Source organism: Paenibacillus sp. YAF4_2 (assembly GCF_052113225.1).
Lineage (GTDB): Bacteria > Bacillota > Bacilli > Paenibacillales > Paenibacillaceae > Pristimantibacillus.
This window is the reverse complement of record NZ_JBFRCT010000002.1, coordinates 109,383-132,414: the sequence shown is the minus strand read 5'-3', so window position 1 is coordinate 132,414 and position 23,032 is coordinate 109,383. Positions and strand designations below refer to the sequence as shown.

The window sequence follows — 23,032 nt, the reverse complement described above, 5'->3', positions numbered from 1 at the left end:
AAATGCTCCGTTTGCCCTTAATCCGATTTTTCAACACATAAATCCAATAAGGTAGAATTATCTCCTTCCTTATTGCTGAGCAAACTGAGCATGCAGATCATCAAACAAACCTTTAAGATTAGCGGCGGCGTTTTCGGAGAACATCAGCTTCAAATTGTCATCCGATCCTTGAGCGGATTCCGAGGAGTATTGATACATGTTTTCCTCATAAGCTAGGATTGCATCATCGATATCGTCGTGTTCCACAATAGCAAGCGCAAGTTTAGCCGCATCAAGCATCGCCAGATTTACGCCTTCTCCTGCGAAAGGAGACATCAGATGGGCAGCGTCTCCAATCAGTGTGACCCCTGGTTTCCGTTCCCACTTCAGACCAACTGGCAGCATATAGATCCGTCTAGGCAGAACCGTATGATCTGCATATCGAATATAATTTTTGAGCATACCGTCCCAATCTTCGAAATGCGTTAGCAGCTGATTTTTCGCTTCCTCAGGCTGGTCGAACGGAATACCGCAAGTATCGATCCACTCCTGCTCAGCCGTAAAGGTTAAGTACACTTTGATTTTTCCGTCCCCGTTTAATTGAGCCAAAATCCCCTTACAATCGTCCAGTGCAAATACTTTGCCTCTCGCATTAAAGGCAGCAAGATCCGGATGTTCATTTGTATCCACATGGAGCTCTACCATACTAAGCCCTGTATAGGTTGCCTTGGCATCCGTCAGAAGTGGTCGAATACGAGAGAAAGCACCATCCGCCCCAATAACAAGATCAGCAAGCTCTGTCTCTCCATTGTCAAAATGAAGCTCATGTCTGCCGTCAGTCAGCGGAATCGCTTCTGTAAACTTATAGCCGTAACGAATCGTTTCCGGATTCAGATCTTTCAGCAGGAGATCACATAGATCGCCGCGGTCAATCTCTGGGCGGCCGCCGTCTCTATCTTCCTCTGCCACTTCATCCATATAAATGTTGCCGGACTTATCAAACAACCGGAAATCTTCACCTTCATAACGGGCAATGGCCTGGAATTGCTCAAGCAGCCCAGCCTCCTTCAGTGCGAACTGTCCAGAATCCTCATGAATATCGAGTGATCCACCACGCTCAGCATTGCCCTCCACACCGCCACGTTCATAAATCGTTGCTGCAATGCCATGCTTCTGCAAAATTAAAGCGAGCGTAAGTCCACCAGGTCCACCACCGATAATTGCGATTTTTTTCTGTGAGTTAATTGTTGTCATAATAATCAGCTCCTATATGAAGTAATGTTAGTTTGTTGTTGCTATATGACTATAATAACCTGCCTACTTAAACCGAATTTAAACGGAAATAAAATGACACGTCCTGTCGTAGGACGTGCCATTTTAATCCTTTATAAAATCAGCAGAAGCGATTGTCTTGTCCCACTCTACTTCCACTTGGTACGAACCCGCTAGTAAATGCACGAATGTCTTCCCATCCGTAAACTCTCCTCCAGGCTCCAAATCAATATAATCTTTAACGGGTACAGAGCCTTCCTCAATGATCTCATGATCAAGGAGCAGCTTGTAGTGAGCTCCTCCAATAACGGTCACCTTTGTGTTGCTTTGATTTTTGAACGTGTAACTAACCTTTGTTTCTGTACCTATGTTTTCGACTTTCACAGTACCGATCAGGTCAGATTCCACTGACGATGATTCATTTTGTGTTGGAGATTTTGAAGGGGTTTCCTTCGAGCAGCCTGTAGCTAAAACCAAAGAAAGCCCCAAAATAAATACGGATATGTATTTGAACATTGTCTGTTGTCACCTCTCAACATAACCAACGTTTCGTTTGCTGTTTAAGTTGCTGGAAATGAACGTAACATATAATAAACGCACCAAGTCTAGGACTCGATGCGTTTGTTTGTTTAATTCCTTTTATAACTTACTATAGGCTTCATCATCAACAGCTTCTAACCAATCCGTCTGTCCCGGAGTAATGGCTAAGTGTACAAACCAGCTGTCTTTTGTCGCGCCATGCCAATGTTTCACATTTGGTTGGATATTCACGACATCACCAGTCTTGATTAATTGCGCTGGTTTACCTTCTTCTTGATACCAGCCCTCACCGCCCGTCACTAACAATACTTGTCCAACTTTATGAGTATGCCAGTTATTGCGAGCTCCTGGAGCAAAGGTTACATTTCCGATTGGTGCATTAAGTGGGGTTGGATCCGTAAAAACCATCTGCAAGAATGCATCCCCGATAAAATAATTTGGATCCACTTTTTGTCCCAAAGGAAAGATTGTACTATTACTTAATTGTTCGTTTGCCATTGAGGCTACCAACTTTCTTCTTTTATTCGATTTATTAAATATCCAATTTACGATTGCTGATCCATTTCACCATCTCAGGATCACGGTGTGAGAAGAACAGGCTCTCGTTCGTATCTAATGCTGTAATTGACTCCATATCTTCTTGGTTTAACTCAAAATCAAAGATATTGAAGTTTTCTTTGATTCTTTCTATACGCACAGACTTCGGAATAACAACAACATCTCTTTGGGTTAACCAGCGTAATACCACCTGGGCAACAGATTTATTGTACTTTTCAGCGATGGATGCCAATACTTCATTCTGGAACAAGTTGTTTTTCCCCTCAGCAAAAGGCGCCCAGGACTCAATTTGAACATTGTTCTCTTTCATGAATTTTGCATTATCAATTTGCTGATTGAAAGGATGTGTTTCAACCTGGTTAACGGCAGGAACAACTTCATTCTGAATAATCAAATCAATCAGGCGGTCGGGATGGAAGTTACTTACGCCAATCGCTCTAATCTTACCTTCACGATATAGCTCCTCCATTGCACGCCAAGAACCGTGTACATCGCCAAATGGCTGATGTATTAAATAAAGATCCAAATAATCCAATTGCAATCTAGCTAATGCTTTTTCGACTGCTTTTTTTGTTTTTTCATAACCCGTATCTTGAACCCACAGCTTCGTGGTAATAAACAGTTCTTCTCTTGCCACGCCACTTCGCTTGATCGCTCTGCCAACTGCTTCTTCATTCATATAAGAGGCTGCTGTATCAATCAGCCGATAGCCTGCCATAATAGCGTCATAAGCGCTTTGTTCACATTCATTTTGATCCGTCATCTGAAAAACACCAAAACCGAGTATAGGCATCTGAACACCATTGTTCAAAATTACATTTTTCATATTATATCCTCCTGTCGATCTTTTTCACCTCTTTATTATGTACCAGATGTCTTAGCCACCGTTATCTTAATCATCTCAAATGCTTGCCTAATCCTCTCGGTTCAAAAAAACAAAGGCGGTTCAGGACTTAAATTCGTCCTAAACCGCCTCTTCATTTATTATGTCCGACGCATGTAAGCACGCACGGTAATTGGAGCAAAGACTGCAACAATGGCAACTGCGCCAAGCAGAGAGATACCAAGATCCCAGCCAACTGTACTCGAGTTCGTTAATTCCCGGACAGCAGACACGACATGCGTAACCGGATTGACGTTTACAAACCATTGCAGCCATTTCGGCATGGTATCAACCGGAACAAATGCATTGGACAGGAAGGTTAATGGGAATAATATAAGCATGGAGATCCCTTGTACGCTGGAAGCCGTACGAGCAATGACACCAAAGAATGCAAAGATCCAGCTAACCGACCAAGATACAAATATAACAAGCAGCGCGGACAAAAGAACATTTTCAAAGCCGCCGTCTGGACGGTAGCCCATGATATAGCCCATAGCGAACGTAAGTACAGTGGCAATCGTATACCGAATGGTATCCGCTAATAAGGCCCCGGCTAGTGGAGCAATACGAGCAATTGGCAGTGATTTAAAGCGGTCAAATACGCCCTTATCCATATCTTCCCGAAGCTGGACACCCGTTACGATAGAGGTTGAAATAACGGTTTGAACAAGAATACCGGGAATAATAACCGGCAAATAGCTCTGTACATCACCGGAAATAGCTCCGCCAAAAATATAGGTAAACATCAGCGTGAATATAATCGGCTGCAGCGTTACATCAAATAACTGCTCTGGGGTGCGGCGAATTTTGAGTACGCCGCGGTACGCCATCGTAAGTGAATTTTTTACGGATTGAATAAAACTCGTATGGTTTTTTAAATGACCTGTTTTTACTGAAGTGCTCATACCGTTACTGCCTCCGCTCTATTTGTATCTTTGGTTTTCTCATCTTCAACGCCATGTCCCGTAATCGTCAGGAATACTTCGTCGAGAGTTGGCTTCTGCACACTAACCTCAGACAATGTAATTCCTTTTTCACGAAGGGCAATTAAGAGGTCTGTAATCAAATCCGCATTCGCCATAGGCGCAGTAATCTTCGCTGCTTCACTCGTCAATGTAGCCGGAACTTTAAGAACCTGTTCCACCGTTTGCCGGGCGTTCTCGATGTCGGATTGATTCTCTACTCTAAGGTGCAAAGATGAAGTTCCCACCGATTGTTTCAATTCATCGCCAGTTCCTTCAGCCACAACTTTGCCGCGGTCAATTACCGCAATCCGGTCCGCCAGCTGGTCGGCTTCTTCGAGATATTGTGTAGTCAGCAAGACCGTTGAACCTGTGTTGACCAAGCGGCGAATGGTATCCCACATTTGCGAGCGTGTACGGGGATCAAGTCCTGTTGTTGGCTCATCAAGGAAAATAAGCGGTGGCTGTGCGATAAGGCTTGCAGCCAGATCCAGACGTCGTCTCATACCGCCGGAGAAGTTTTTTAGCGGACGCTTTGCCGCTTCGGTTAACCCAAATTCCTCAAGCAGTTCTGCCGCTTTCTTCTTCGATTCCGCACGTCCAAGTCCAAGCAGTCTGGAGAAAATAATTAAGTTTTCCGTTGCGCTAAGGGATTCATCTACCGAGGCATATTGCCCTGTGACACCAATTAATTGGCGAACGATTTGCGATTCCTTTACCACGTCATGTCCAAAGATTCGAGCCGAGCCTGCATCCGCCCGAAGCAGCGTTGCCAGCATTCGAATGGTTGTTGTTTTGCCTGCCCCGTTTGGCCCAAGAACTCCATAAATCGTGCCTGCTTTCACATGCATATCAACCCCGTCCACTGCACGGTTGTCGCCAAATATTTTGACGAGCCCTTCTGCTTCAACAGCCCAATCACCATTGTTTGGCTGTTTCGAATTAACTCTATAGTCCATTTCCTGTTTCCTCCCAGAAATTGTTGATGTGATGAGCTTATCGTACATTTTTAAACTGAATTTAAACGATCAACCTTACATTTTATAATCCGCCAAAAATATGTTCTAAGCTTAAACCAAATCGTTTACTACTAAATCAGCCTGCAGATGTATTCCTTAATCGTCCAGAGAATGAAAACTGTCCTAAAAAAAGAAAACCGCCCGAAAGAATCGGGCGGTTAGCCATTAATTCGATAAGCCGGCGTAACGTAATGTCTTCATGACTAGCACAGTTGCCTGCTCCTTAGTTACATGCGCTTGTGGTGCAAGTTTGCTGGTGGATACTCCGTTCATAATGCTGCTTTCTACTAGAAGAGCAATGGAGGTCTCTGCATAGCCGGACACAGCAGAGTGATCAACGAACCGACTTAGAACAGCTGGATCCGCTTGTTTCGCAGCTCCTGAGTACGCAAGAGCCTTCGCTAGAATAACTGCGGTTTCTTCACGGGTAATGGCCGCGGAAGGGTCAAACCATCCGTTCCCTTTCCCGTTTACAAGACCAGCTTTCTGCGCTGCCGCAATATCTGCCGCGTAGGTCGAACCAGTTGGAACATCCTTGAAGGAGGAAGCCGAATCATCAGGCAAAATACCAAGTGCTCTCACGATTAGTGAAGTGAATTCGGCACGAGTCAGCTCACGCGAGCCTCCGAACTTGCCATCTGACTCTGCCTTAACGATCAGCTTGGCTGCCGCCTGCCATACGTCCTTTTGAGCCCAGCTCGCCAATGTATCGGTAAAGGAAACTTCCGTTTTCACCAAACCGTATATGCTGTTGCCTTTCCGCTTCAGTTCAGCCGTTACTGTCCCATCAGCATTCTCCGTGTAAGTAACCGGTACTGACCGCAGTTCATTGGATTCTGGTACGTAGACTACACCAGCCGTCTGATCTTTATTGATAGCTGACCCGTTCAAAGTAAAGGAATGCGAGAGGAAATAATCTCCGAAGTCTTTGATTTCACTAAACGTTCCATTCGTATTTTTGCTTTCAATTGTAAAAATAAGTGGCGTTTCAATTAAAGATATACCTTCCTGTTGTAAAAGCTTCTTCCACACATTAACCGTTTCAACTGCCGGGACTTCAATGGAGATGCGGATATCCGTACCAGCAGGCAATGCTGCTGCCGGAATTCTGAACTCTGCTCCGCTCCAGCGGACAATAATCGTCGAGTCTTTGCCTTTGGCTGCAATTGCTGCAGGTATTTCTTTAGACAGCGTAACTTCGATCTGCTTGCCTTCACCAGTTACAATAATCGGGAATTCTGTAGACGTGGAAGCAGCGATTTCTTTCAGAACCGTTTCACTTGGCAAGCTGACCAGCAGCTTATCTCCGTCTTTCGTAACATCCGTATCCAGCCCTTCATGTGCAGCAGGCTGTGATGAATCAGGTGATGCAATCTTCACTGGTGCTGTCTTCGTTGTCAGCAGATTACTAAAGGCTGATACATATTTCAGCGTTTCTCCTTCTTTTTCAATGGCAAGAACTTCAATAGAATATCCTGTATCAGGCTTGAGGTCCGAGATCGCAAACTCTGTTCCTGCTGTTGTGCCAACATGTGCTTTATTCACATACACTTCATAAGCTGTCGCCTGCTCTGCCGCATTCCATTTAACCTTAATGCTGCGGCTGCCTAGCGATATAGACTGCAAATCAGTTGGCGCGGAAAGGGCATCACTTTCAGGAGTTCCTGTGATCGGAAGATCCTTGGCAAGACGTGTTGTAAGTGTCCGATTGCGGTCGCCGCTTATATCCCAGCTCATCACTCCTGACAAATCGAGCGACTTCGCAAGCGAAGCGATATACATCATCGATGATTCATCATTATAGGTGAGAAATACACCATTTTCCGCATTGTAGAGATAAGATACTTTGGCTTCATCGTTCCAATAATGGATATAACCTTCATGATTCAGGTAGTTGTCTTCAATATCGGTATAATCAAAAATGCCGTTCTCCCATGTACCAAATGGCGTAGCGCCTGTACACGTTTGATACTCACCGCTTGCAGGACAGCCAATCCATCCTTTGCCGTAGAATGGAATGCCTATATTTATCTTATAATTGGGTACCCCGCCATTCAGATGCCCAAGTACGCCTCCAAGCACATTATTACGTTCTGCATAATCCTTCGGATGCTTCTTATCATAATAAAGCGGAGAGTTGTGGTGAGCAAGGTTATCCCAGCTGCCGCTGTAGTCGTAAGTCATAATATTGATAAAATCAAGATAATCGGATGATTGGCCGAGATCCGAATTGGCAACAAAGTTATCGCCTTGCCCTGAAGCTATCGTCTGCAAATAATACTTGCCGTCTTCCGATCCTGCAGCGTCCAGTGCATCCCTTACCGCCTGAGCCATCAGACCAAAGTTTGCCTTGTCCTCAGGACTACGTGAGTTATCATCCTCGCCGCCTTCCACTGGATATTCCCAGTCGATATCGACGCCATCCAGCTTGTAGGTCCGTAGGAACTTCACAACGGAATTGGCAAAAGCGCGCCGTGTCTCTTCTGTACTGGCCATATTCGAGAAGTTATTCGACCACGACCAGCCGCCCACGGAAATAATCAGCTTCAGATGGGGATTAGCTTCCCGGATAGCTGCCCATTCCTGGAACAGATCAAGATCCACTGAAGGATCTCCAACTATGATTTCACCGTCAAAGACATAGTTGGTTTGGGTAGGAACATCAGCATTCTGGCATGCTGCAGTACCGGAGCCAAATCCTCTCCAGCATATATCCGCAAAGGCCAGATTTACATGTGTAATCTGCGATGCATCTACGTCCGATGGATGGAAGTTGCGTCCCGTGCTGCTCGGAGACCAAAGCGTATAATACGAGACAATATTGTAATCAGAGCCTGGAACAACGGTTATCTCTTCACTGTCAGACGAACGCCAAAGCGCGTTTTTTGCAACAACTTTAAAGCTATAAGATTCCCCTTCATTAAGTCCCGTTGCTGCATATCTATTCTCGCTGCTGGAACCAAGAAGTTGTCCGTTGGCGTAGATGTCATAGCCAGTTGCTCCTGCTGTCTCCGCCCAACCAAGTGATGCCACCGTTCTAGTTGTCGTCACTGCCTGAAGCCCTCTTGGTGCAGCGAGCTCTCCCCATGTAATCGTCACAGGATTGCTGTTTGCCGATACCTTCGGAAGGTTCTGAGCTCCAACCTCGAATTTATAGCTGGTACCGTTTGTATTCCCTCCTTCGGGAAGCGTGTACGTCACGGTATTCGAGCCATCCCAGATTCCTTGCTTCCAGCCGCCATTCACATAAAGATCATAACCATTGGCACCAGGGCTGCCCGACCACTTCAGCGTAATGCTGGAATCGGTAACCGCTGTTGTCTGCAAATGACCAGGTGGAGAAAGCGGAGGCTCGGGATATTCGCTTGTATCGGCAGCTGTCGTAAATTCAATCACATTACTCTTATATTCAAGCGACGGCCGGTCGGCAAACCACGTAATATAAACACGGTAGGTCGTTTCCGGCGTTAATGCGCCGATTTCTTGTTTACTCCGGTCTCCCCAAGTCATCCATGCATTGGTATCTGCATTCCAGACATCGATGTCATTCTTATTCGTTTCATCACCAATCATGTCCCATGCAATCTTAACCGAGTTATGCGAGATGATATCCGCTCCATTATCGTCTTTTGCAATACGCAGATTAGCTGGCCCTGTCTTCACAGGAGCATCAGCCCCTTCCTCCGCATGAGCATTTGGGGTAAATGCCAGTATACCGGTCAATATCGAAACCACTAATAGCAAGGGGAGATTCCAAAATGATTTTCTCATCATAGATAAATGCAATGATTTCACCTCTATTGGATTGGATTTGGATTTGTAGTCGGCTCGCTGCTTGACTCCGCTGCAGATCAATCGCTCCATAATGTCGGCAATCTTCCCATTTATCACCACCATGTTAGTTAATCTCATTAAAGTTGTTAATTTCTAGTAAATCTATCATGGAACAGGAAGGGCAAATTGCTAAGGTGGAAATTTCCATTATGAAGGGATATTATAACGTTATAAGGTTTGGAAGAGGGGGAATATATGATGATACAAAAAAAGACGTTTCTCCCTCGACTCGAGAGATAACGTCTTCTTCATAAGGTTTGCCTGTTGGTTACTTCACCCACAACTCAAATAATCCCTCTGTAACCCCAAGGTTGTACATATAATAAAGGCCGAATAAAAAGCTGATTGTACCGGCAGTCTGCATTAGACCGCGGTTCCATCTAAAGTTCGACTTGCTGTATACAAAAGGAATACCTAGTATCGTTGTAAAGATCAGCATGCCTGTAATGGTTCCAACACCAAACACTAGAATATATAACGCACATTCCCATACTGACTCGACGGTAGACAAGGTCAGAATAACCATCGCCGCACTTCCGGCGAGACCGTGTATAAAGCCGATGATCGTCACTTTCACGAGGGAAGATTTCTCATGCTGATGAGAGTGCTGATAGGCGACTTTAACCGAAACAAAGTTTTTGTAGCCCAGATAGACCAGCATGATTCCTACCAGAAATTCAAGAGACATCGCCCATACTTCAGGCAGCTCTCCCTTTAACAGAACGAGCACCATTCCAACAATAAATAAAGTGCAGGTATGACCGATTCCCCAGAAAATACCCGTCAGCGTCGAACGCCATAGCTTCTTCTGGTTGCTTACCATCGTTGAGACCGCAATAATATGGTCGGGTTCAATCGAATGCTTGATCCCGAGTACCAGGCCAAGAAGCAGTACCGTTATTAAACTCCCCATCCAAATAAGCCTCCTAAGCCTTCTTGTCTATCTCTCTATAACCATTTTGTTCCATTCGAACTCTATCATAAACTTGTTTAAGAGGAATGCCAAGAGAATTTGCAATCCGTTTACAATCTTCATACTCTGGCGCCCACTGGACAACTTCTCCCCGATAGAGACCTTTCTTCACGGTAACGGAGCCCCATTCGGTCATGACAGACTCAAATACCCGCTCCAGCCGATGAACCGTTAACGGATAATACCGAATGCCAAGCGTTGTTGTCTCACGGAACAAAATGTCCTTCATAGCCTCCACTTTATCCTGAGCGCATAACAGTTGCAGCATGGTTCCGGGTCTATTCTTCTTCATATAGATTGGCGTATAAAAAACATCGTTAGCGCCTTCCTCAAACAGCAAGTCCATCACGTAGCCAAGCCACTCGCCCGGAATATCATCCAGGTTTACTTCCATTTTGAGCATTCCATTGTCTTCATGCTCATACGCCGGCTGATTTATCATTTCCGCCCGACTCCTATTCTAAAGAGAGCTACTCGCCAATCACGACACGCAAAACATTAGGGTGATCCGGGAACGTTTTGGTCCCTGCACCGTAACCGATTGCCTCAACCTTGAACGAAGGCATTGGTCCAAAGCTCTCGGCAAGAACAGCTGCAATAGCTGCTCCGGTAGGCGTCGTCAGCTCCGCCCTGATCGTAGACTGCTCGATCGGAATTCCTTTCAGCATTTCGAGAGTTGCCGGAGCTGGCACTGGATAAATCCCATGGTCAATCCGGATTTTACCAACTCCAACCGGTACAGGAGCACATTTCACCGTTGTAATCTGCAGCTGATGAAGCAGAATAGCAGCACCAACGATATCCACAATGGAATCAACAGCTCCTACCTCGTGAAAATGAACCTGTTCCAGCGGAAGACCATGGATCTTCCCTTCGGCTTGGCCGATTTTCTTGAATATCTGAAGTGCCGTCTGCTTGACCGCATCAGCTAAAGTTGACTTCTCGATAAGCTGGACGATGTCCTTGTATGCGCGATGATCATGGTGATGGTGGCCGTGATCATTCGAATGACTGTGCGAATGGCTGTGATGATCGTGATCGTGTGTGTGGCCGTGTTCGTGCGAATGGCTGTGACTATGGCTATGCTCATGATTGTGCTCTTGGTGATGCTCGTGACTATGTCCGTGTCCGTGATCATGCCCATGATCGTGAGTGTGATCATGTTTATGGCTATGCCCCTGATCGTGTTCATGGCTATGTCCGTGATCGTGATCATGACTGTGGCTATGCCTCTCTTGCTTCAGCTCGACATCAAACTTAAGCGCTTTGATACCGTTTTTCATCACATGTTTCCAGGTAAGAGCGTACTCATCGCTGATTTGGAGCTTTTTCAGTTCTGCCTGCAATAAAGCGGAATCACCACCTGCATCAAGAAGAGCGCCGATAAACATATCTCCGCTAATGCCGGAGAAGCAATCAATATATAAGGTTTTCATTACTGAGCGACTCCTTTATTTATAAGCTGATGGATAAGAGCAGCATTATAGCCGCCGCCAAATCCGTTATCTATGTTGACTACACTGATGCCGGAGGCGCATGAATTCAGCATCGTAAGAAGAGCCGATAATCCGTTAAAGCTGGCACCATAGCCCACACTGGTCGGTACCGCAATAACCGGATGTGCAACTAACCCGCCTACTACGCTGGGCAGCGCGCCTTCCATTCCAGCCACAACAACCGAAACAGCTGCCTGCTGAATCTCTTCCGCATGATGCAGCAGGCGATGTATGCCTGCCACACCAACATCGTAGAAGCGGCGCACTTCACTTCCAAGCACTTCAGCCGTTACGGCTGCTTCTTCCGCAACAGCTAGATCCGACGTACCGGCTGCCACAACGGCAATATATCCTTTAAGCTTGCTCTTCTTATTGTCGGCATGCTTCCAGAATAGCAGCCTAGCTACAGGATCATACCTATAATCCGTGCATACACTCTGAATCTGCTCAGCCTTTTCCTGCGATATCCGGGTAATAAGCACCTCATGGTTTTGCGCTTGTAAAGCCTTCGCAATCCCAATAATCTGGTCTGCCGATTTGCCCTCTCCATACACAATTTCAGGGAAGCCCTGGCGTTTCTTGCGGTGATGATCAACCTTCGCAAAGCCTAGATTCTCGAAAGTCGCCAGCTGTTTAGCTGCATCCTCTACGCTAAGCTTGCCACCCTGTACCTGTCTCAGCACATCTTCTAGCATCTATTCACCTCTTAAGCCGCATCAGATCTTTAGAACAATGCTGCTATACTCGCTGCCAATTTCTCATACCGGTTATAAATAGTTTTATAAATCCAGCTGTTCTCAAGATTCGGAAACACAGCCTCTCCCATAGGGATATTGTGCTTAATTGAAGTCAAATCTTTCTCTTCCCCAATGGCAACAAGTCCAAGCCAAGCGGCACCCCATGCTGCGCTGTGGTGATTCTCGGACACATAAATCTCCGCTTCAAAAATATCAGCCATCATCTGCAGCCAGATTGGTGATCGTGCTAAGCCGCCGTTGACATATATCTTTTGGGGAGGACCCGCCAGCTGCTCAAGCGCTCGGCCGATTTGATACAGATTAAACGTAATGCCTTCCAGCACGGCCCGTACATAATGAGCTTTGGTATGTGCAATCGTCATGCCGTAGAAATTACCTCTTGCCCGTTGATTCCACAGCGGTGCTCTCTCACCGTTAATATACGGAAGGAATAGAAGCCCCTCAGCTCCCGGAACAGATTGTCCTGCTTCTTCAAGAAAGCTTTCGTAGCTGCCTTGATCATTGAGCAATTGCTTCAGCCACTGCAGAGCAATACCGCCGTTATTGGTAGGACCGCCAATAATGTAGGAGTCCTGCGTGAAGGAATAACAGAACGTCTCGCCCTTGCTGCTTACTTTCGCCTGATTGGTCACTTGTCGGATCGCTCCACTTGTTCCAACCGATACCACAACTTCACCTGGAAGCAAAGCGCCTATACCCAGATTGGACAACTGACCGTCGGCTGCACCAATGGCAACAGGCAGAGAAGGAGCAATACCCATCTCTTCTGCGATTTCTGCTTTCATTCCCCCTAACAGGGTGGTTGGCGCTACAATCTCTGACAGCTGACTTGCCGAAATGCCTGTGAGCTCCAGTAACTCTGCATCCCATGCCATTGCAGAAGGGTTAAATAATCCCGTAGCGGATGCCATCGAGTAGTCAATGACTCTTTTGCCAAACCAGCAATAGATCAGATATTCCTTGATAGACATGAAGAAAGCAGCATTCTGATAGGGCTCAAATCCAGTCTCTTTCATCCACAGCAGCTTCAGGAAAGGTGTCATCGGATGAATCGGTGTACCCGTCTTCGCATAAAAGCGCTGACGGTCTCCCTCCGATAAGCGTTCCACTTGATCCGTCCCTCGGCTGTCTGACCAAATAAAGGCAGGCGACAACGGAAGGCCATCTTCGCTTACAGGTAAAAGGGAATGCATAGCCGCAGAGAAGCCTATTGCAGTCAGCTCATCTGCTTCTATTCCTGCTTTGTGAATAGCTTGCTTAACAGCTAATACCGACAATCTCTCTATAGCTGCAGCATCCTGCTGAACCCATCCTACCTGCGGATATTCGGATTGAATGAGCTCCTCAGATTCTGCAACAAGATTGCCAATTCGATTAAAAATACAGGCTTTTACACTTGTCGTACCAACATCAAGCCCGATTACGTATTTAGACATTCGATAAACCTTCCTTTTCTACGGCCAGTTCCATTTATAAATGTAATGATCGATTCATACTACCGCTTCGATAGCCAAGCATATCAAGCGTAACGTATTTATAACCAAAAGCTTGAAGCTGCAAAGTGATAGCCTCATGATGTGTAAGAACAAGCGGCATATCGCTTGGCTCTACTTCTATTCTAGCAATCTCTTCATGCGTACGCACGCGCACTTGGCGAATATGGAGCGACTTCAGGTAAGCTTCAGCACGTTCCACCTTCTGGAGCTTCTCATTGGTAATTATCTCGCCATAAGCGATCCGCGATGACAAACAGGCAAAGGAAGGCTTATCCCAAGTCGGTAGACCAAAGGCATTCGACAGCTCTCTAATCTCTTGTTTATATAAATCAGCCTCTAGCAGAGGACCTCTAACTCCTCTTTCCTTTGCTGCAATCATTCCCGGACGATGTTCATTTTTGTCATCTGCAATAACCCCATAAACGAGATTGGAAAAAGATCTTTGCTCCAATAGAGGAGTCAGATGATCAAATAAGCTGCTTTTGCAAAAATAACACCGGTTCTTGTTGTTCTCCGCATATCCCGGTATAGCAAGCTCTGAAGTCGAAATCACTTCATGCTGCACTCCGATCAACGCTGCTAATTGCTTCGCTTCCTCAAGCTCGCTGGTCGGATAGGACTCCGAATCTGCTGTCACAGCCAAAACATTCCCTGCTCCAAGTGTTTCCACGGCCGCTTTAAGCAAAAAGGTGCTATCGACCCCACCGGAGAAGGCAACTACAACAGATCCCATCTCGCGAAGGATCTCCTGCAAGGCAACATATTTTTCATTAGGCACTTCCATTCCCCTCTCTAGATCGTCATGCTGCCGAAACCGCCATCTACCCGCACTAACGTTCCTGTTACAAAGCCAGAAGCCTTCTCTGAAGCCAGCCACACTGCTGCACCTTGCAGCTCCTCAGGCGTTCCAAACCGGTTCATCGGCGTGTGCTTCATAATGGATGCTACACGCTCTTCACTTAGGATTTTACGATTTTGTTCAGCAGGGAAGAACCCTGGAATAATGGCATTCACCCGAATTCCTTGCTCGGCAAATTCACGCGCGAGGAACTGCGTTACACTGTTAAGTCCTGCTTTGGACACCGAATAAGTAAATACTCTGGATAACGGTGTAGTCGAGGATACTGAAGAAATATTAATGATACTGCCTGTTCTTTGCTGCTCAATCATACGCTTCGCAAAAATCTGGCAGGTAAGGACAATTCCCTTCAGATTAACCTCCATAATGTCGTCCCACTCTTCCATCTCAAGCTCGAAGAATGGGGTTGCGCTGTTCTTGCCTGGTGCATTCAGAAGAATGTCGCAGCCGCCTCTCCATGCTTCAATCTCAGACTGCAGCTGAATCAAGGACTCCTTGGAAATAACATCTGCCTGGAAGGCCTTCGCGCGGCCGCCGCTGCTAATAATGTCATCAACAACTTGCTGCGCTTTATCCAAGTTACGGCCAACTATGGCAACATGAGCGCCATGTTCAGCAAGTCCCGCTGCCATCGATGAACCAAGCACACTGTTTCCTCCAATAACTACTGCTGTTTTCCCCGTCAAATCGAATAAACTTGTCATTATATTTTTCTCCCCTGTGAGTTATGATTTAGAACAAGTTACCGCTCTTGTCAAAAGAAAGCTCATACAAATCTTCCACAACTTCCATCCGCGGATGCTGCTTTACATATTCCAGAAGTGCCTCGGACACTTCGATCTCGCCAATCTCCAGCGTGTTTTTAATCCTTACCATCTTCACTTGATCAAAGTACAAAATATTGCAAGTCTTAATCGATGCTTGAATCGTTTCACGGTCATTTGGAAGTGTCGTGGCAATTTTGGTCGGTGCGACTACGGTTGATGTCAAACCATTCGCATACGTTTTTTCCAAGTCCATTTTGTCGACTAATCGCTGCGTCGTGAAATCTGCTGTTCCTACGCCGTTTGCATTCCCTTCGGTCTGATGGGTCAGATCAAGCACCGCCATCTTGTTAACATCAGGACCTCCATGCGCATAAGGAGTTGGATAGCGGCCTGTAATATTCGGATCCATACCATCACCACTAATGTTCTTTCCGATTTGATCAATAACAAGAACGTCCAGCTGTTCGAAAAACAGCTTTGGCAGCAGCTCTTTCGCCATAGCAAGATATTGCGGCTCGCGCTCTACAATCTCATCCGGCGTTAGAGTGTCAACAAAAGTGACTTTATCGAAGGCATTCTCAATCGAAGCCACACCAAACAATACCGGTTTATGCTCCATAATCAGCTTTGCCATAGCTGGAACATTCTCTGCCATATATTTGAAGCCAAGCTGATGGCAGGCTTCTGCGCCTCTTTGCTTGCCAAGGCCAATGCTGATCATCTTCATGATGCCGCTTTCAACATTGCCCCGGAAAGCTGTATGCGGTTTGACTCGATTAATGACGACAATGCCATCAGCTGCAGCTGCGAATTTATCAATATAGACAGGCAGCCCATTCGGAAGTTCGCCAAGCTGCACCACTTCCATGGATGAACGGATTTCACATTTCACCGATTCCTCTGTAACCCCAAGATGAGCGAGCACCTCGCGTTGTCCCTCTGCTGTCGCACCGCCATGACTTCCCATACTTGGAACGATAAACGGCTTAGCTCCTGCATCCTTTAAAAACTGTACGGTAATAGCCGTAATTTCAACCAATCGGTCCAGACCTCGGCTGCCTACAGCAATTGCAACTTCCATCCCAGGTTTTACACGGCTTGCAATTTGTTCACGCTGAAGCTTCGGAAGCAGTTCACTTGCAAGGTCTTCAATTTTCGTATCATCGAAATTCACTTTCACCTTGGCCATGCGAGGAATCGGAATATCTTTTACAAGATCCTGCAAAATTCCCATCTGTAATCGCTCCTTTATCACTCTTGAATAATTTGTTTGTTTATTAAACGAATTAATTGTATTATTAATGTATCAAGCCCCTTCCCCATTGTCAATTCTGGATTTATGCTATGACTGGTCTTATGCTTACGAAGTAAGAATCGTCACAAAAATCGTGTACCGATTCTTTTAGGAGGAAACAATATAGATGATTACCGGCGATGCTTCTTATATAAAAAAAATGAACCGTGCTTTAATTCTTAAAGAGATTTTAAAGGAAGGCATGCTGTCGAGGGCAGATGTATCCAAAGCCACTGCACTTACAAGAGCAACTGTATCCGGACAAGTCGCGGACCTGCTTGATGAGCAGCTAGTCGTGGAAAAGGATATGGAATATAACCTTGTCGGTCGCAAGCCTATCATGCTCTCAATAAATGCTGAGGCTGGCTATGCGATTGGCGTAGATCTGGAATTTGACCAAATCTCATTTGCGATCTCCAACCTTCAAGGAACTCTGGTTGCTGCCAATACGATTACATTAGAAACAACAGCCTATCCCGACATTCTATCCTTGTTAATTACTCATATCAAGCAATACCAAGAGCAGTTCGCTTCCAGCAGATACGGCATTGTTAGTGTCGTCATAGCCATCCATGGACTTGTATCCACCGAAGAAGTGATTCACTATATTCCTTCCTTCGACTGGCATCATGTTCCGTTAAAAAATGATCTGGAGAAAGCTCTTTCCATAGAAGTAAAGCTTGAGAACAATGCCAATCTTAGTGCTTTTGCTGAGCGTGTATTTTTCCATCATGAAACTGCCGATCTGCTGTCCGTGACGCTGTACTCTGGAATTGGCCTTGGCATGATGAATAATCATACCTTCTTCCGCGGACAAGATGGCTTCGCTGGCGAGATTGGCCATATGATTGTTATGCCTGGCGGTCTGCCTTGCAATTGCGGCAATCAAGGCTGCTGGGAGAAGTACGCTTCCGAGTCGAGTGTGATTCAACTATTACGCGCCAAGAAGCCTGGCGAAGACGTCACTTATGAGCAAATAAAGAGATGGGTTCAGGACAAGGATGTGGTCGTGCTGGAGGTTATGGAGCAGTTCATGTACTACCTCTCCATCGGATTAAATAACATTATTAATATTTATAATCCTGAAGTTGTTGTGCTGGACAGTGAATTATTGCGTAATGATCCACATTCGTTGCAGACAATCAGGCAAAATCTGAACTCCAGAATCAGCCACTACCGGGAAATGAAGATTTCATCGATCGGCAAAAAATCCTGTGTTCTTGGTGCTTGCGCATTAGCCATTCAAAACTTCCTTCAGGTTCCGGTGTTAAATCTCCCTTATAACGGGTAATAAAAAAAGCGGTACAGAGAATTCATCTCTGTACCGCTTTTGTGTTCCTTATTCGTGGAAGTTCGTGCCGTCTGTAACAGGCTTCACATAGCCTGCACGGATGACGAAGTCGCCAAAGTGCTCGCCATTGTTGCGTTCAGCTGCATAGCGGTGAATGATCGGTGTAAGAGTATCCATAATTTCGTCTTCGCCGATGTTCTCTTTGTACATCTTGCTCAGGCGGTCGCCTGAGAAGCCTGCACCCATGTACATGTTGTACTTGCCTGGCGATTTACCGATGAACGAAATTTCGCCAAGTGCTGGACGCGCGCAGCCGTTCGGACAGCCCGTCATACGAATATTAATTTCTTTGTCCCGGAGACCTGCTTCCGCAAGAACTGGCTCCAGTCTGTCAATCAGGGAAGGCAGGTAGCGTTCAGCCTCTGCCATTGCCAGACCGCAAGTTGGCAATGCCACACAGGACAAGGCGCTGCGGCGAAGAGCCGAATATTGAGTGCCTTCTGCAATACCGTATTCCTTCAGCAAAGCAACGATTTTTGTTTTCTTCTGAGTAGTTACGTTAGCAATAACCAAGTTCTGGTTAGCCGTCAGACGGAAATCACCAGTATGGATCTTCGCGATTTCACGAAGTGCCGTTCTCAGCTTGTTGTCTTCTGTATCAACTACACGGCCGGCTTGAACGTACAGGTTCAAATTCCACTTGCCGTCTTTGCCTTTAATCCAGCCATAACGGTCGCCCGTATGCTCGAAATGGAATTCACGAGCAGGAGCAAGCTCCCAGCCCAAACGATCTTGAAGCTCGTCAATGAACCAAGGCATGCCATGACGGTCGATCGTATATTTGAAACGAGCGTATTTACGCACCGAACGGTTACCATAGTCGCGTTGGATCGTTACAACTTTCTCAGCCAGATCCAATACTTGATCTGGAGTAACGAAGCCAATCACTTTAGCAAGCTGCGGGTAAGTCGCTGTATCGCCATGTGTCATACCCATGCCGCCGCCAACACTTACGTTAAAGCCTGCAAGTTTGCCGTCTTCACCAACGATTGCAATAAAGCCAAGATCCTGCGAATACACATCAACATCATTGGATGGAGGTACAGCTATACCAATCTTGAACTTACGCGGCAGGTAGACTGGACCATAAATGGGCTCTACTTCTACGCCTTCTTGCTCCGTGCTGTCGACTACCTTCTCGCCATCCAGCCAAATTTCATGGTAGGCAGGTGTCTTAGGCGCCAGATGCGACGTCAACTGCTGCGACCAGTAGAATACTTCGCTATGAAGCTCCGATTGATAAGGATTCGGATTACACATGACGTTACGGCTAACGTCACCACAAGCTGCAAGTGTTGTCAGCATAGCTTGGTGGATTTCTTGAATCGTATGTTTCAAATTCCACTTCAATACGCCGTGTAGTTGGAATGCTTGACGCGTAGTCAGCTTAAGGCTGCCCGTCCCATATTTATCAGCCAGGCTGTCCATAACAAGCCATTGCTCTGGCGTTGCTACACCACCTGGTGTTACAACACGAAGCATGAATTGGAAATAAGGCTCCAGCTTTTGCTTTTGACGCTCATTACGATAGTCGCGGTCGTCCTGCATATAGCTGCCATGGAATTTCAACAAACGGTTATCCAGCTCGGGCAAACCGCCCGTAATACGGTTAGACAGGGAATCTGTCAACGAACCGCGCAAATAGTTACTTTCCAGTTTCAGGTGTTCTACGTCGCTCGGCGGTCCGCCGATAGGCTCGACTTTATGGTTCTTTGCCATTGCTATTGTTCGCTCCTTTACCCATATAATGGGTAGATACTCATCTATTGAGTTTTCTTCGAGCGACCGAAGTCAATCGGAGAAAACTCTGATATCTATTTGCGCTATTGTTCAAGCGCTTAGTATACGTCTCGTTGGTAACGTCCTTGCTCTTGCAGCTGGGACAGATAAGCTGCCGCTTCTTCCGGAGATTTACCGCCATACTGGCCGATAATCGTAAGGAGTGCGGTTTGCACATCATGTGCCATATGCTTCTCGTCTCCGCATACATAAACATGTGCGCCATTTTCCAGCCATTTGTACAGCTCTTCACCGTTTTGAAGCATGCGATGTTGTACATAAACCTTCTCGTCCGAATCACGGGAGAATGCTACATCCAGCTTCGACAATACGCCGTCTTTCAGCATACGCTGCCAGTCCGTCTGGTACAGGAAGTCTGTTACAAAATGTCTGTCGCCATAGAACAGCCAAGTTTGGCCGCCAGCGCCCGATTCCTCACGCTCTTCCAAGAATGCACGGAACGGTGCAACACCTGTGCCTGGACCCACCATAATAACCGGTGTATCCGTGTTAACAGGAGGCTTGAAGTTCGGATTCTGCTGAATAAAGATCGGCAGCTTGTCGCCAGGCTGCAGACGCTCAGAAGTATATACCGAGCAAACGCCTTTACGGTCACGGCCATGAGCTTCGTATTCCACTTTGCGGATTGTCAGATGAACTTCTTCCGGATGAGCGTTCACGCTGCTTGCAATGGAATATAAGCGAGGAGGCAGCTTGCGAAGCAAGTTAGCAAGATCCCCTGCTTGAATTGTCCAAGGCGCATAGTCACGAAGCAAATCAAGCAGATCCCGCCCGTTTGTATAAGCTCTCAGATCTTCTTTATTTTCTGGCTTAACTAAGTCTGCCAGCTTGCTGTTACCAGAGAAGGCAACCGCTTTTTCAAGCAGAGGTTTCGTTAATACCGTAATTTCATAATGATGAAGAAGCGCCTCACGGAGCGTCGAAGTTTCGCCTGCTTTGCCCGTTACAACCTTCTCATCCGAGTTCCAACCAAGGAATGAAATAATCTCTTCTACTAAAGATGGATCATTCTGTGGATATACACCAACCGCATCGCCAGGCTCATAAGTAAGACCGGAGCCTTCCAGTGACAGCTCAAGATGGCGAGTCTCGCGATCCGAGCCTCTGCCGTTCAGGTTCAGTGTCTCCAGAACCTCAGCCATAAACGGATTAGCACGTGTATATTCCGATTCTACTGCTGCCTGTGATACGGCTGCTGCTCCTTGTGGAGCTGCCGATACTGCAGAAGCTGTACTTACTGCGCCGTTAACTGAAGCAATCCAAGCAGCGGCTGCATCTTCGAAGTCAACGTCGCAATCGACGCGATCAACGATACGCTCAGCACCAAGCTCAGCGAGTCTGGTGTCAAAGTCTGCACCTGTTTTACAGAAGAATTCATACGATGTGTCGCCAAGCGCCAGGACAGAGAACTTCGTTCCTTCCAGCTTAGGCGCACGTTTGCCATTCAAGAACTCATAGAACGTCAGCGCGTTATCCGGCGGATCTCCTTCGCCATGTGTACTAGCCACAATAAACAGATAACTAACTTCTTTTAATTTGTTTGTTTTGAATTGGTTCATCGCCGACAGCGTTACCTCGAAGCCTTGGCCTTTCAGCTTCTCACCCAAACGACCAGCCAGTCTTTGCGAATTGCCGGTTTGCGATCCGAACAAAATCGTCGCTTCCTTTGGACCTTCCGGAATTACTGCTGCTGCAGGAGCTTCAGCAGTTACAATTGGCGCTTCTGCCGTTGCCGCTGCAACATTGCCTGCAGCATAAAAACTTAAATATCCGCTTAACCAATTTTTCTGAGCTTCCGTTAAAGTTGGGAGCAGCTTGTTAATTAATTCCGCCTGCTCACTTGTAAACGGACTGTTCGTCACAAGAAGTTGCAACTCTATCCACCTCACATCAATCTATAAAATCCGACTTCGATACTGTGTTTTATACTATCTTTATACTAACGCAGGCTTACCTCAGGTTCAATGTATAAGTCGAAATTTGTCTATAAGATATTTTGTAAAATTAATCATTTTTTTTTATAAAGCTGTGTATTGGAATCCAATCGGCTTATTCTTTGCCTAATTATGGTTATACGATGCATGTTCTCCTCATCCGAGGCTAAGTCAGCAGATCATAAATGATCGCCACGCGAAAAACCCGCTAAACACATTGTTGTGTCTAGCGGGTTTTTATTATTTTGCGAAGCTATGACTGCCAATCGTCACGACGACATCCAGGCTGGACCAGAATGCCCCTTTTGTAACACGTGGATTAAAGAAATAAACAGCGTCTTCAATGTTGTTTTTCCCATTCAGCGCATCCTTGGCTGCCCGAAGGGCACTAGCAGTTGGCTTTGTTTGATCAAGTAGACCGTTATGAGCTGGAGGAAACTGCTTTCCGGAATAAATCACATCATGTATCGTTTTTGGGAATTTCGGGTCTTTCACGCGGTTCAGAATGACATTGGCAATCGCCAGCTGTCCTTCATAAGAAGTTTTTCCTGCCTCCACCACCGAAATCTTGGCAAGCAGCGTCAAATCCGATTGGGAATAGGCTGCAACCTGATTATCAAGAAACGATGGGATGATAACTTTAAGCTTTGCTCCTGGCTTAACCTGATCCTTGCTGCCCAGTCCGTTGCGCTTCAGTAGGGTCGATGCGCCGATGCCGTATTCCTCGCTGATCTCCGCCACTCCGTACTCTTCCGTTACTGCGGCACGCTCCACTTCAGTAAGTTCAGCCGTGTTGGAGTCGTTGTTCCAGGATAGATCGGCATGGAGCACTTCAGCCAGCTGACGAAGTGGTACGTACAGTCGGCCGTCCTCAATGAATGGAACTGCATCCATCCGATAACGGGTGTCATTGAAATAAACAACCGGCACACCATTTCCGAAAACAACTTCATCATTTAATTCCGTATCTAAAGTTAATTCTTCATTTTCATTGTCCCAGCTTACGTTTGCACCAAGCATTGTAGCGATACTTGCTGCAGGCACATACATTCTGTTCTTCTGAACGATAACCGAATCGGACAACTTCACTTTCTTGTCATTCACCTTAATCGATGCGTTTGCTTCTGCCGCATATGCTGCTCCAGAAGAGACAACGGACACCGTTCCGATACTGAGCAATATGAGCGCCAATCCTATTATGCACTTCATAAGCTTACTATGTATGATCATATATACCTCCCTATAAATTTATGTAGG

At 46.2% G+C, this 23,032-nt stretch carries 19 protein-coding genes; 1 reads left to right on the top strand and 18 read right to left on the bottom strand.

Annotated elements, in window-relative coordinates:
• Positions 1–69: 69 nt before the first annotated feature.
• The 15 genes from AB4Y93_RS04580 to AB4Y93_RS04510 all read right to left on the bottom strand — a co-directional run bounded on the left by AB4Y93_RS04580 (position 70) and on the right by AB4Y93_RS04510 (position 16,630).
• Complete coding sequence (locus tag AB4Y93_RS04580; protein WP_441889447.1) at positions 70–1,233, bottom strand: FAD-dependent oxidoreductase; 1,164 nt, start codon at positions 1,231–1,233, stop codon at positions 70–72.
• A gap of 123 nt (positions 1,234–1,356) precedes the next feature.
• Complete coding sequence (locus AB4Y93_RS04575) at positions 1,357–1,767, bottom strand: hypothetical protein (RefSeq protein ID WP_441889445.1); 411 nt, start codon at positions 1,765–1,767, stop codon at positions 1,357–1,359.
• A gap of 123 nt (positions 1,768–1,890) precedes the next feature.
• Positions 1,891–2,289: a cupin domain-containing protein gene (locus tag AB4Y93_RS04570; RefSeq protein ID WP_441889443.1), complete on the bottom strand. Its 399-nt coding sequence runs from the start codon at positions 2,287–2,289 to the stop codon at positions 1,891–1,893.
• Positions 2,290–2,323: 34 nt separating this feature from the next.
• Positions 2,324–3,175, bottom strand: coding sequence for an aldo/keto reductase (locus tag AB4Y93_RS04565; protein ID WP_441889441.1), 852 nt, complete (start codon positions 3,173–3,175; stop codon positions 2,324–2,326).
• A 158-nt stretch (positions 3,176–3,333) separates the two neighbouring features.
• Positions 3,334–4,137: an ABC transporter permease gene (locus AB4Y93_RS04560; protein WP_441889439.1), complete on the bottom strand. Its 804-nt coding sequence runs from the start codon at positions 4,135–4,137 to the stop codon at positions 3,334–3,336.
• Positions 4,134–5,153: an ATP-binding cassette domain-containing protein gene (locus AB4Y93_RS04555; protein WP_441889437.1), complete on the bottom strand. Its 1,020-nt coding sequence runs from the start codon at positions 5,151–5,153 to the stop codon at positions 4,134–4,136. The genes AB4Y93_RS04560 and AB4Y93_RS04555 overlap by 4 nt, the downstream gene beginning before the upstream one ends.
• 225 nt (positions 5,154–5,378) lie before the next feature.
• Positions 5,379–9,110, bottom strand: a complete 3,732-nt coding sequence (locus tag AB4Y93_RS04550) for a glycosyl hydrolase family 18 protein (RefSeq protein ID WP_441889435.1) — start codon at positions 9,108–9,110, stop codon at positions 5,379–5,381.
• A 205-nt stretch (positions 9,111–9,315) separates the two neighbouring features.
• Positions 9,316–9,960: a HupE/UreJ family protein gene (locus tag AB4Y93_RS04545; RefSeq protein ID WP_441889433.1), complete on the bottom strand. Its 645-nt coding sequence runs from the start codon at positions 9,958–9,960 to the stop codon at positions 9,316–9,318.
• Positions 9,961–9,973: 13 nt separating this feature from the next.
• Positions 9,974–10,462, bottom strand: coding sequence for a nickel insertion protein (gene larC / locus AB4Y93_RS04540; RefSeq protein ID WP_441889431.1), 489 nt, complete (start codon positions 10,460–10,462; stop codon positions 9,974–9,976).
• A gap of 28 nt (positions 10,463–10,490) precedes the next feature.
• A complete protein-coding gene (locus AB4Y93_RS04535) occupies positions 10,491–11,456 on the bottom strand; it encodes a LarC family nickel insertion protein (RefSeq protein WP_441889429.1) in 966 nt (321 codons plus the stop codon).
• Entirely contained in the window at positions 11,456–12,211 is a 756-nt protein-coding gene (larB, locus tag AB4Y93_RS04530; protein WP_441889427.1) for a nickel pincer cofactor biosynthesis protein LarB, read from the bottom strand. Before larB ends, AB4Y93_RS04535 begins: the two co-directional genes overlap by 1 nt.
• Before the next feature lie 29 nt (positions 12,212–12,240).
• Positions 12,241–13,710 (bottom strand): gluconokinase, encoded by a 1,470-nt coding sequence (locus AB4Y93_RS04525; protein ID WP_441889425.1) that lies wholly within the window; start codon positions 13,708–13,710, stop codon positions 12,241–12,243.
• Between the two features lie 34 nt (positions 13,711–13,744).
• The gene (larE, locus tag AB4Y93_RS04520; protein WP_441889423.1) at positions 13,745–14,548 is read right to left on the bottom strand and encodes an ATP-dependent sacrificial sulfur transferase LarE; all 804 of its coding nucleotides are present in this window, start codon (positions 14,546–14,548) and stop codon (positions 13,745–13,747) included.
• A 14-nt stretch (positions 14,549–14,562) separates the two neighbouring features.
• Positions 14,563–15,333, bottom strand: a complete 771-nt coding sequence (locus tag AB4Y93_RS04515; RefSeq protein ID WP_441889421.1) for an SDR family oxidoreductase — start codon at positions 15,331–15,333, stop codon at positions 14,563–14,565.
• A gap of 28 nt (positions 15,334–15,361) precedes the next feature.
• Positions 15,362–16,630, bottom strand: coding sequence for a lactate racemase domain-containing protein (locus AB4Y93_RS04510; RefSeq protein WP_441889419.1), 1,269 nt, complete (start codon positions 16,628–16,630; stop codon positions 15,362–15,364).
• 187 nt (positions 16,631–16,817) lie between these two features.
• Between AB4Y93_RS04510 and AB4Y93_RS04505 the strand changes: the two genes are divergently transcribed.
• The gene (locus tag AB4Y93_RS04505) at positions 16,818–17,981 is read left to right on the top strand and encodes an ROK family protein (protein WP_441889417.1); all 1,164 of its coding nucleotides are present in this window, start codon (positions 16,818–16,820) and stop codon (positions 17,979–17,981) included.
• A gap of 48 nt (positions 17,982–18,029) precedes the next feature.
• Here the strand turns inward: AB4Y93_RS04505 and cysI are convergent, their stop codons facing one another.
• The 3 genes from cysI to AB4Y93_RS04490 form a co-directional block, all read right to left on the bottom strand.
• Complete coding sequence (gene cysI, locus AB4Y93_RS04500; RefSeq protein WP_441889415.1) at positions 18,030–19,760, bottom strand: assimilatory sulfite reductase (NADPH) hemoprotein subunit; 1,731 nt, start codon at positions 19,758–19,760, stop codon at positions 18,030–18,032.
• 119 nt (positions 19,761–19,879) lie between these two features.
• On the bottom strand, positions 19,880–21,715 hold the full coding sequence (locus AB4Y93_RS04495; RefSeq protein WP_441889413.1) for an assimilatory sulfite reductase (NADPH) flavoprotein subunit: 1,836 nt from the start codon (positions 21,713–21,715) through the stop codon (positions 19,880–19,882).
• A gap of 300 nt (positions 21,716–22,015) precedes the next feature.
• The gene (locus AB4Y93_RS04490) at positions 22,016–23,005 is read right to left on the bottom strand and encodes a cell wall hydrolase (RefSeq protein ID WP_441889411.1); all 990 of its coding nucleotides are present in this window, start codon (positions 23,003–23,005) and stop codon (positions 22,016–22,018) included.
• Between the last annotated feature and the right edge of the window lie 27 nt (positions 23,006–23,032).

Bases quoted from the DNA above. Each gene is read 5' to 3' on its own strand.
- AB4Y93_RS04580 (WP_441889447.1), bottom strand. From the start codon at position 1,233: ATGACAACAATTAACTCACAGAAAAAAATCGCAATTATCGGTGGTGGA.
- AB4Y93_RS04575 (WP_441889445.1), bottom strand. From the start codon at position 1,767: ATGTTCAAATACATATCCGTATTTATTTTGGGGCTTTCTTTGGTTTTA.
- AB4Y93_RS04570 (WP_441889443.1), bottom strand. From the start codon at position 2,289: ATGGCAAACGAACAATTAAGTAATAGTACAATCTTTCCTTTGGGACAA.
- AB4Y93_RS04565 (WP_441889441.1), bottom strand. From the start codon at position 3,175: ATGAAAAATGTAATTTTGAACAATGGTGTTCAGATGCCTATACTCGGT.
- AB4Y93_RS04560 (WP_441889439.1), bottom strand. From the start codon at position 4,137: ATGAGCACTTCAGTAAAAACAGGTCATTTAAAAAACCATACGAGTTTT.
- AB4Y93_RS04555 (WP_441889437.1), bottom strand. From the start codon at position 5,153: ATGGACTATAGAGTTAATTCGAAACAGCCAAACAATGGTGATTGGGCT.
- AB4Y93_RS04550 (WP_441889435.1), bottom strand. From the start codon at position 9,110: ATGGTGGTGATAAATGGGAAGATTGCCGACATTATGGAGCGATTGATC.
- AB4Y93_RS04545 (WP_441889433.1), bottom strand. From the start codon at position 9,960: ATGGGGAGTTTAATAACGGTACTGCTTCTTGGCCTGGTACTCGGGATC.
- larC (WP_441889431.1), bottom strand. From the start codon at position 10,462: ATGATAAATCAGCCGGCGTATGAGCATGAAGACAATGGAATGCTCAAA.
- AB4Y93_RS04535 (WP_441889429.1), bottom strand. From the start codon at position 11,456: ATGAAAACCTTATATATTGATTGCTTCTCCGGCATTAGCGGAGATATG.
- larB (WP_441889427.1), bottom strand. From the start codon at position 12,211: ATGCTAGAAGATGTGCTGAGACAGGTACAGGGTGGCAAGCTTAGCGTA.
- AB4Y93_RS04525 (WP_441889425.1), bottom strand. From the start codon at position 13,710: ATGTCTAAATACGTAATCGGGCTTGATGTTGGTACGACAAGTGTAAAA.
- AB4Y93_RS04515 (WP_441889421.1), bottom strand. From the start codon at position 15,333: ATGACAAGTTTATTCGATTTGACGGGGAAAACAGCAGTAGTTATTGGA.
- AB4Y93_RS04510 (WP_441889419.1), bottom strand. From the start codon at position 16,630: ATGGGAATTTTGCAGGATCTTGTAAAAGATATTCCGATTCCTCGCATG.
- AB4Y93_RS04505 (WP_441889417.1), top strand. From the start codon at position 16,818: ATGATTACCGGCGATGCTTCTTATATAAAAAAAATGAACCGTGCTTTA.
- cysI (WP_441889415.1), bottom strand. From the start codon at position 19,760: ATGGCAAAGAACCATAAAGTCGAGCCTATCGGCGGACCGCCGAGCGAC.
- AB4Y93_RS04490 (WP_441889411.1), bottom strand. From the start codon at position 23,005: ATGATCATACATAGTAAGCTTATGAAGTGCATAATAGGATTGGCGCTC.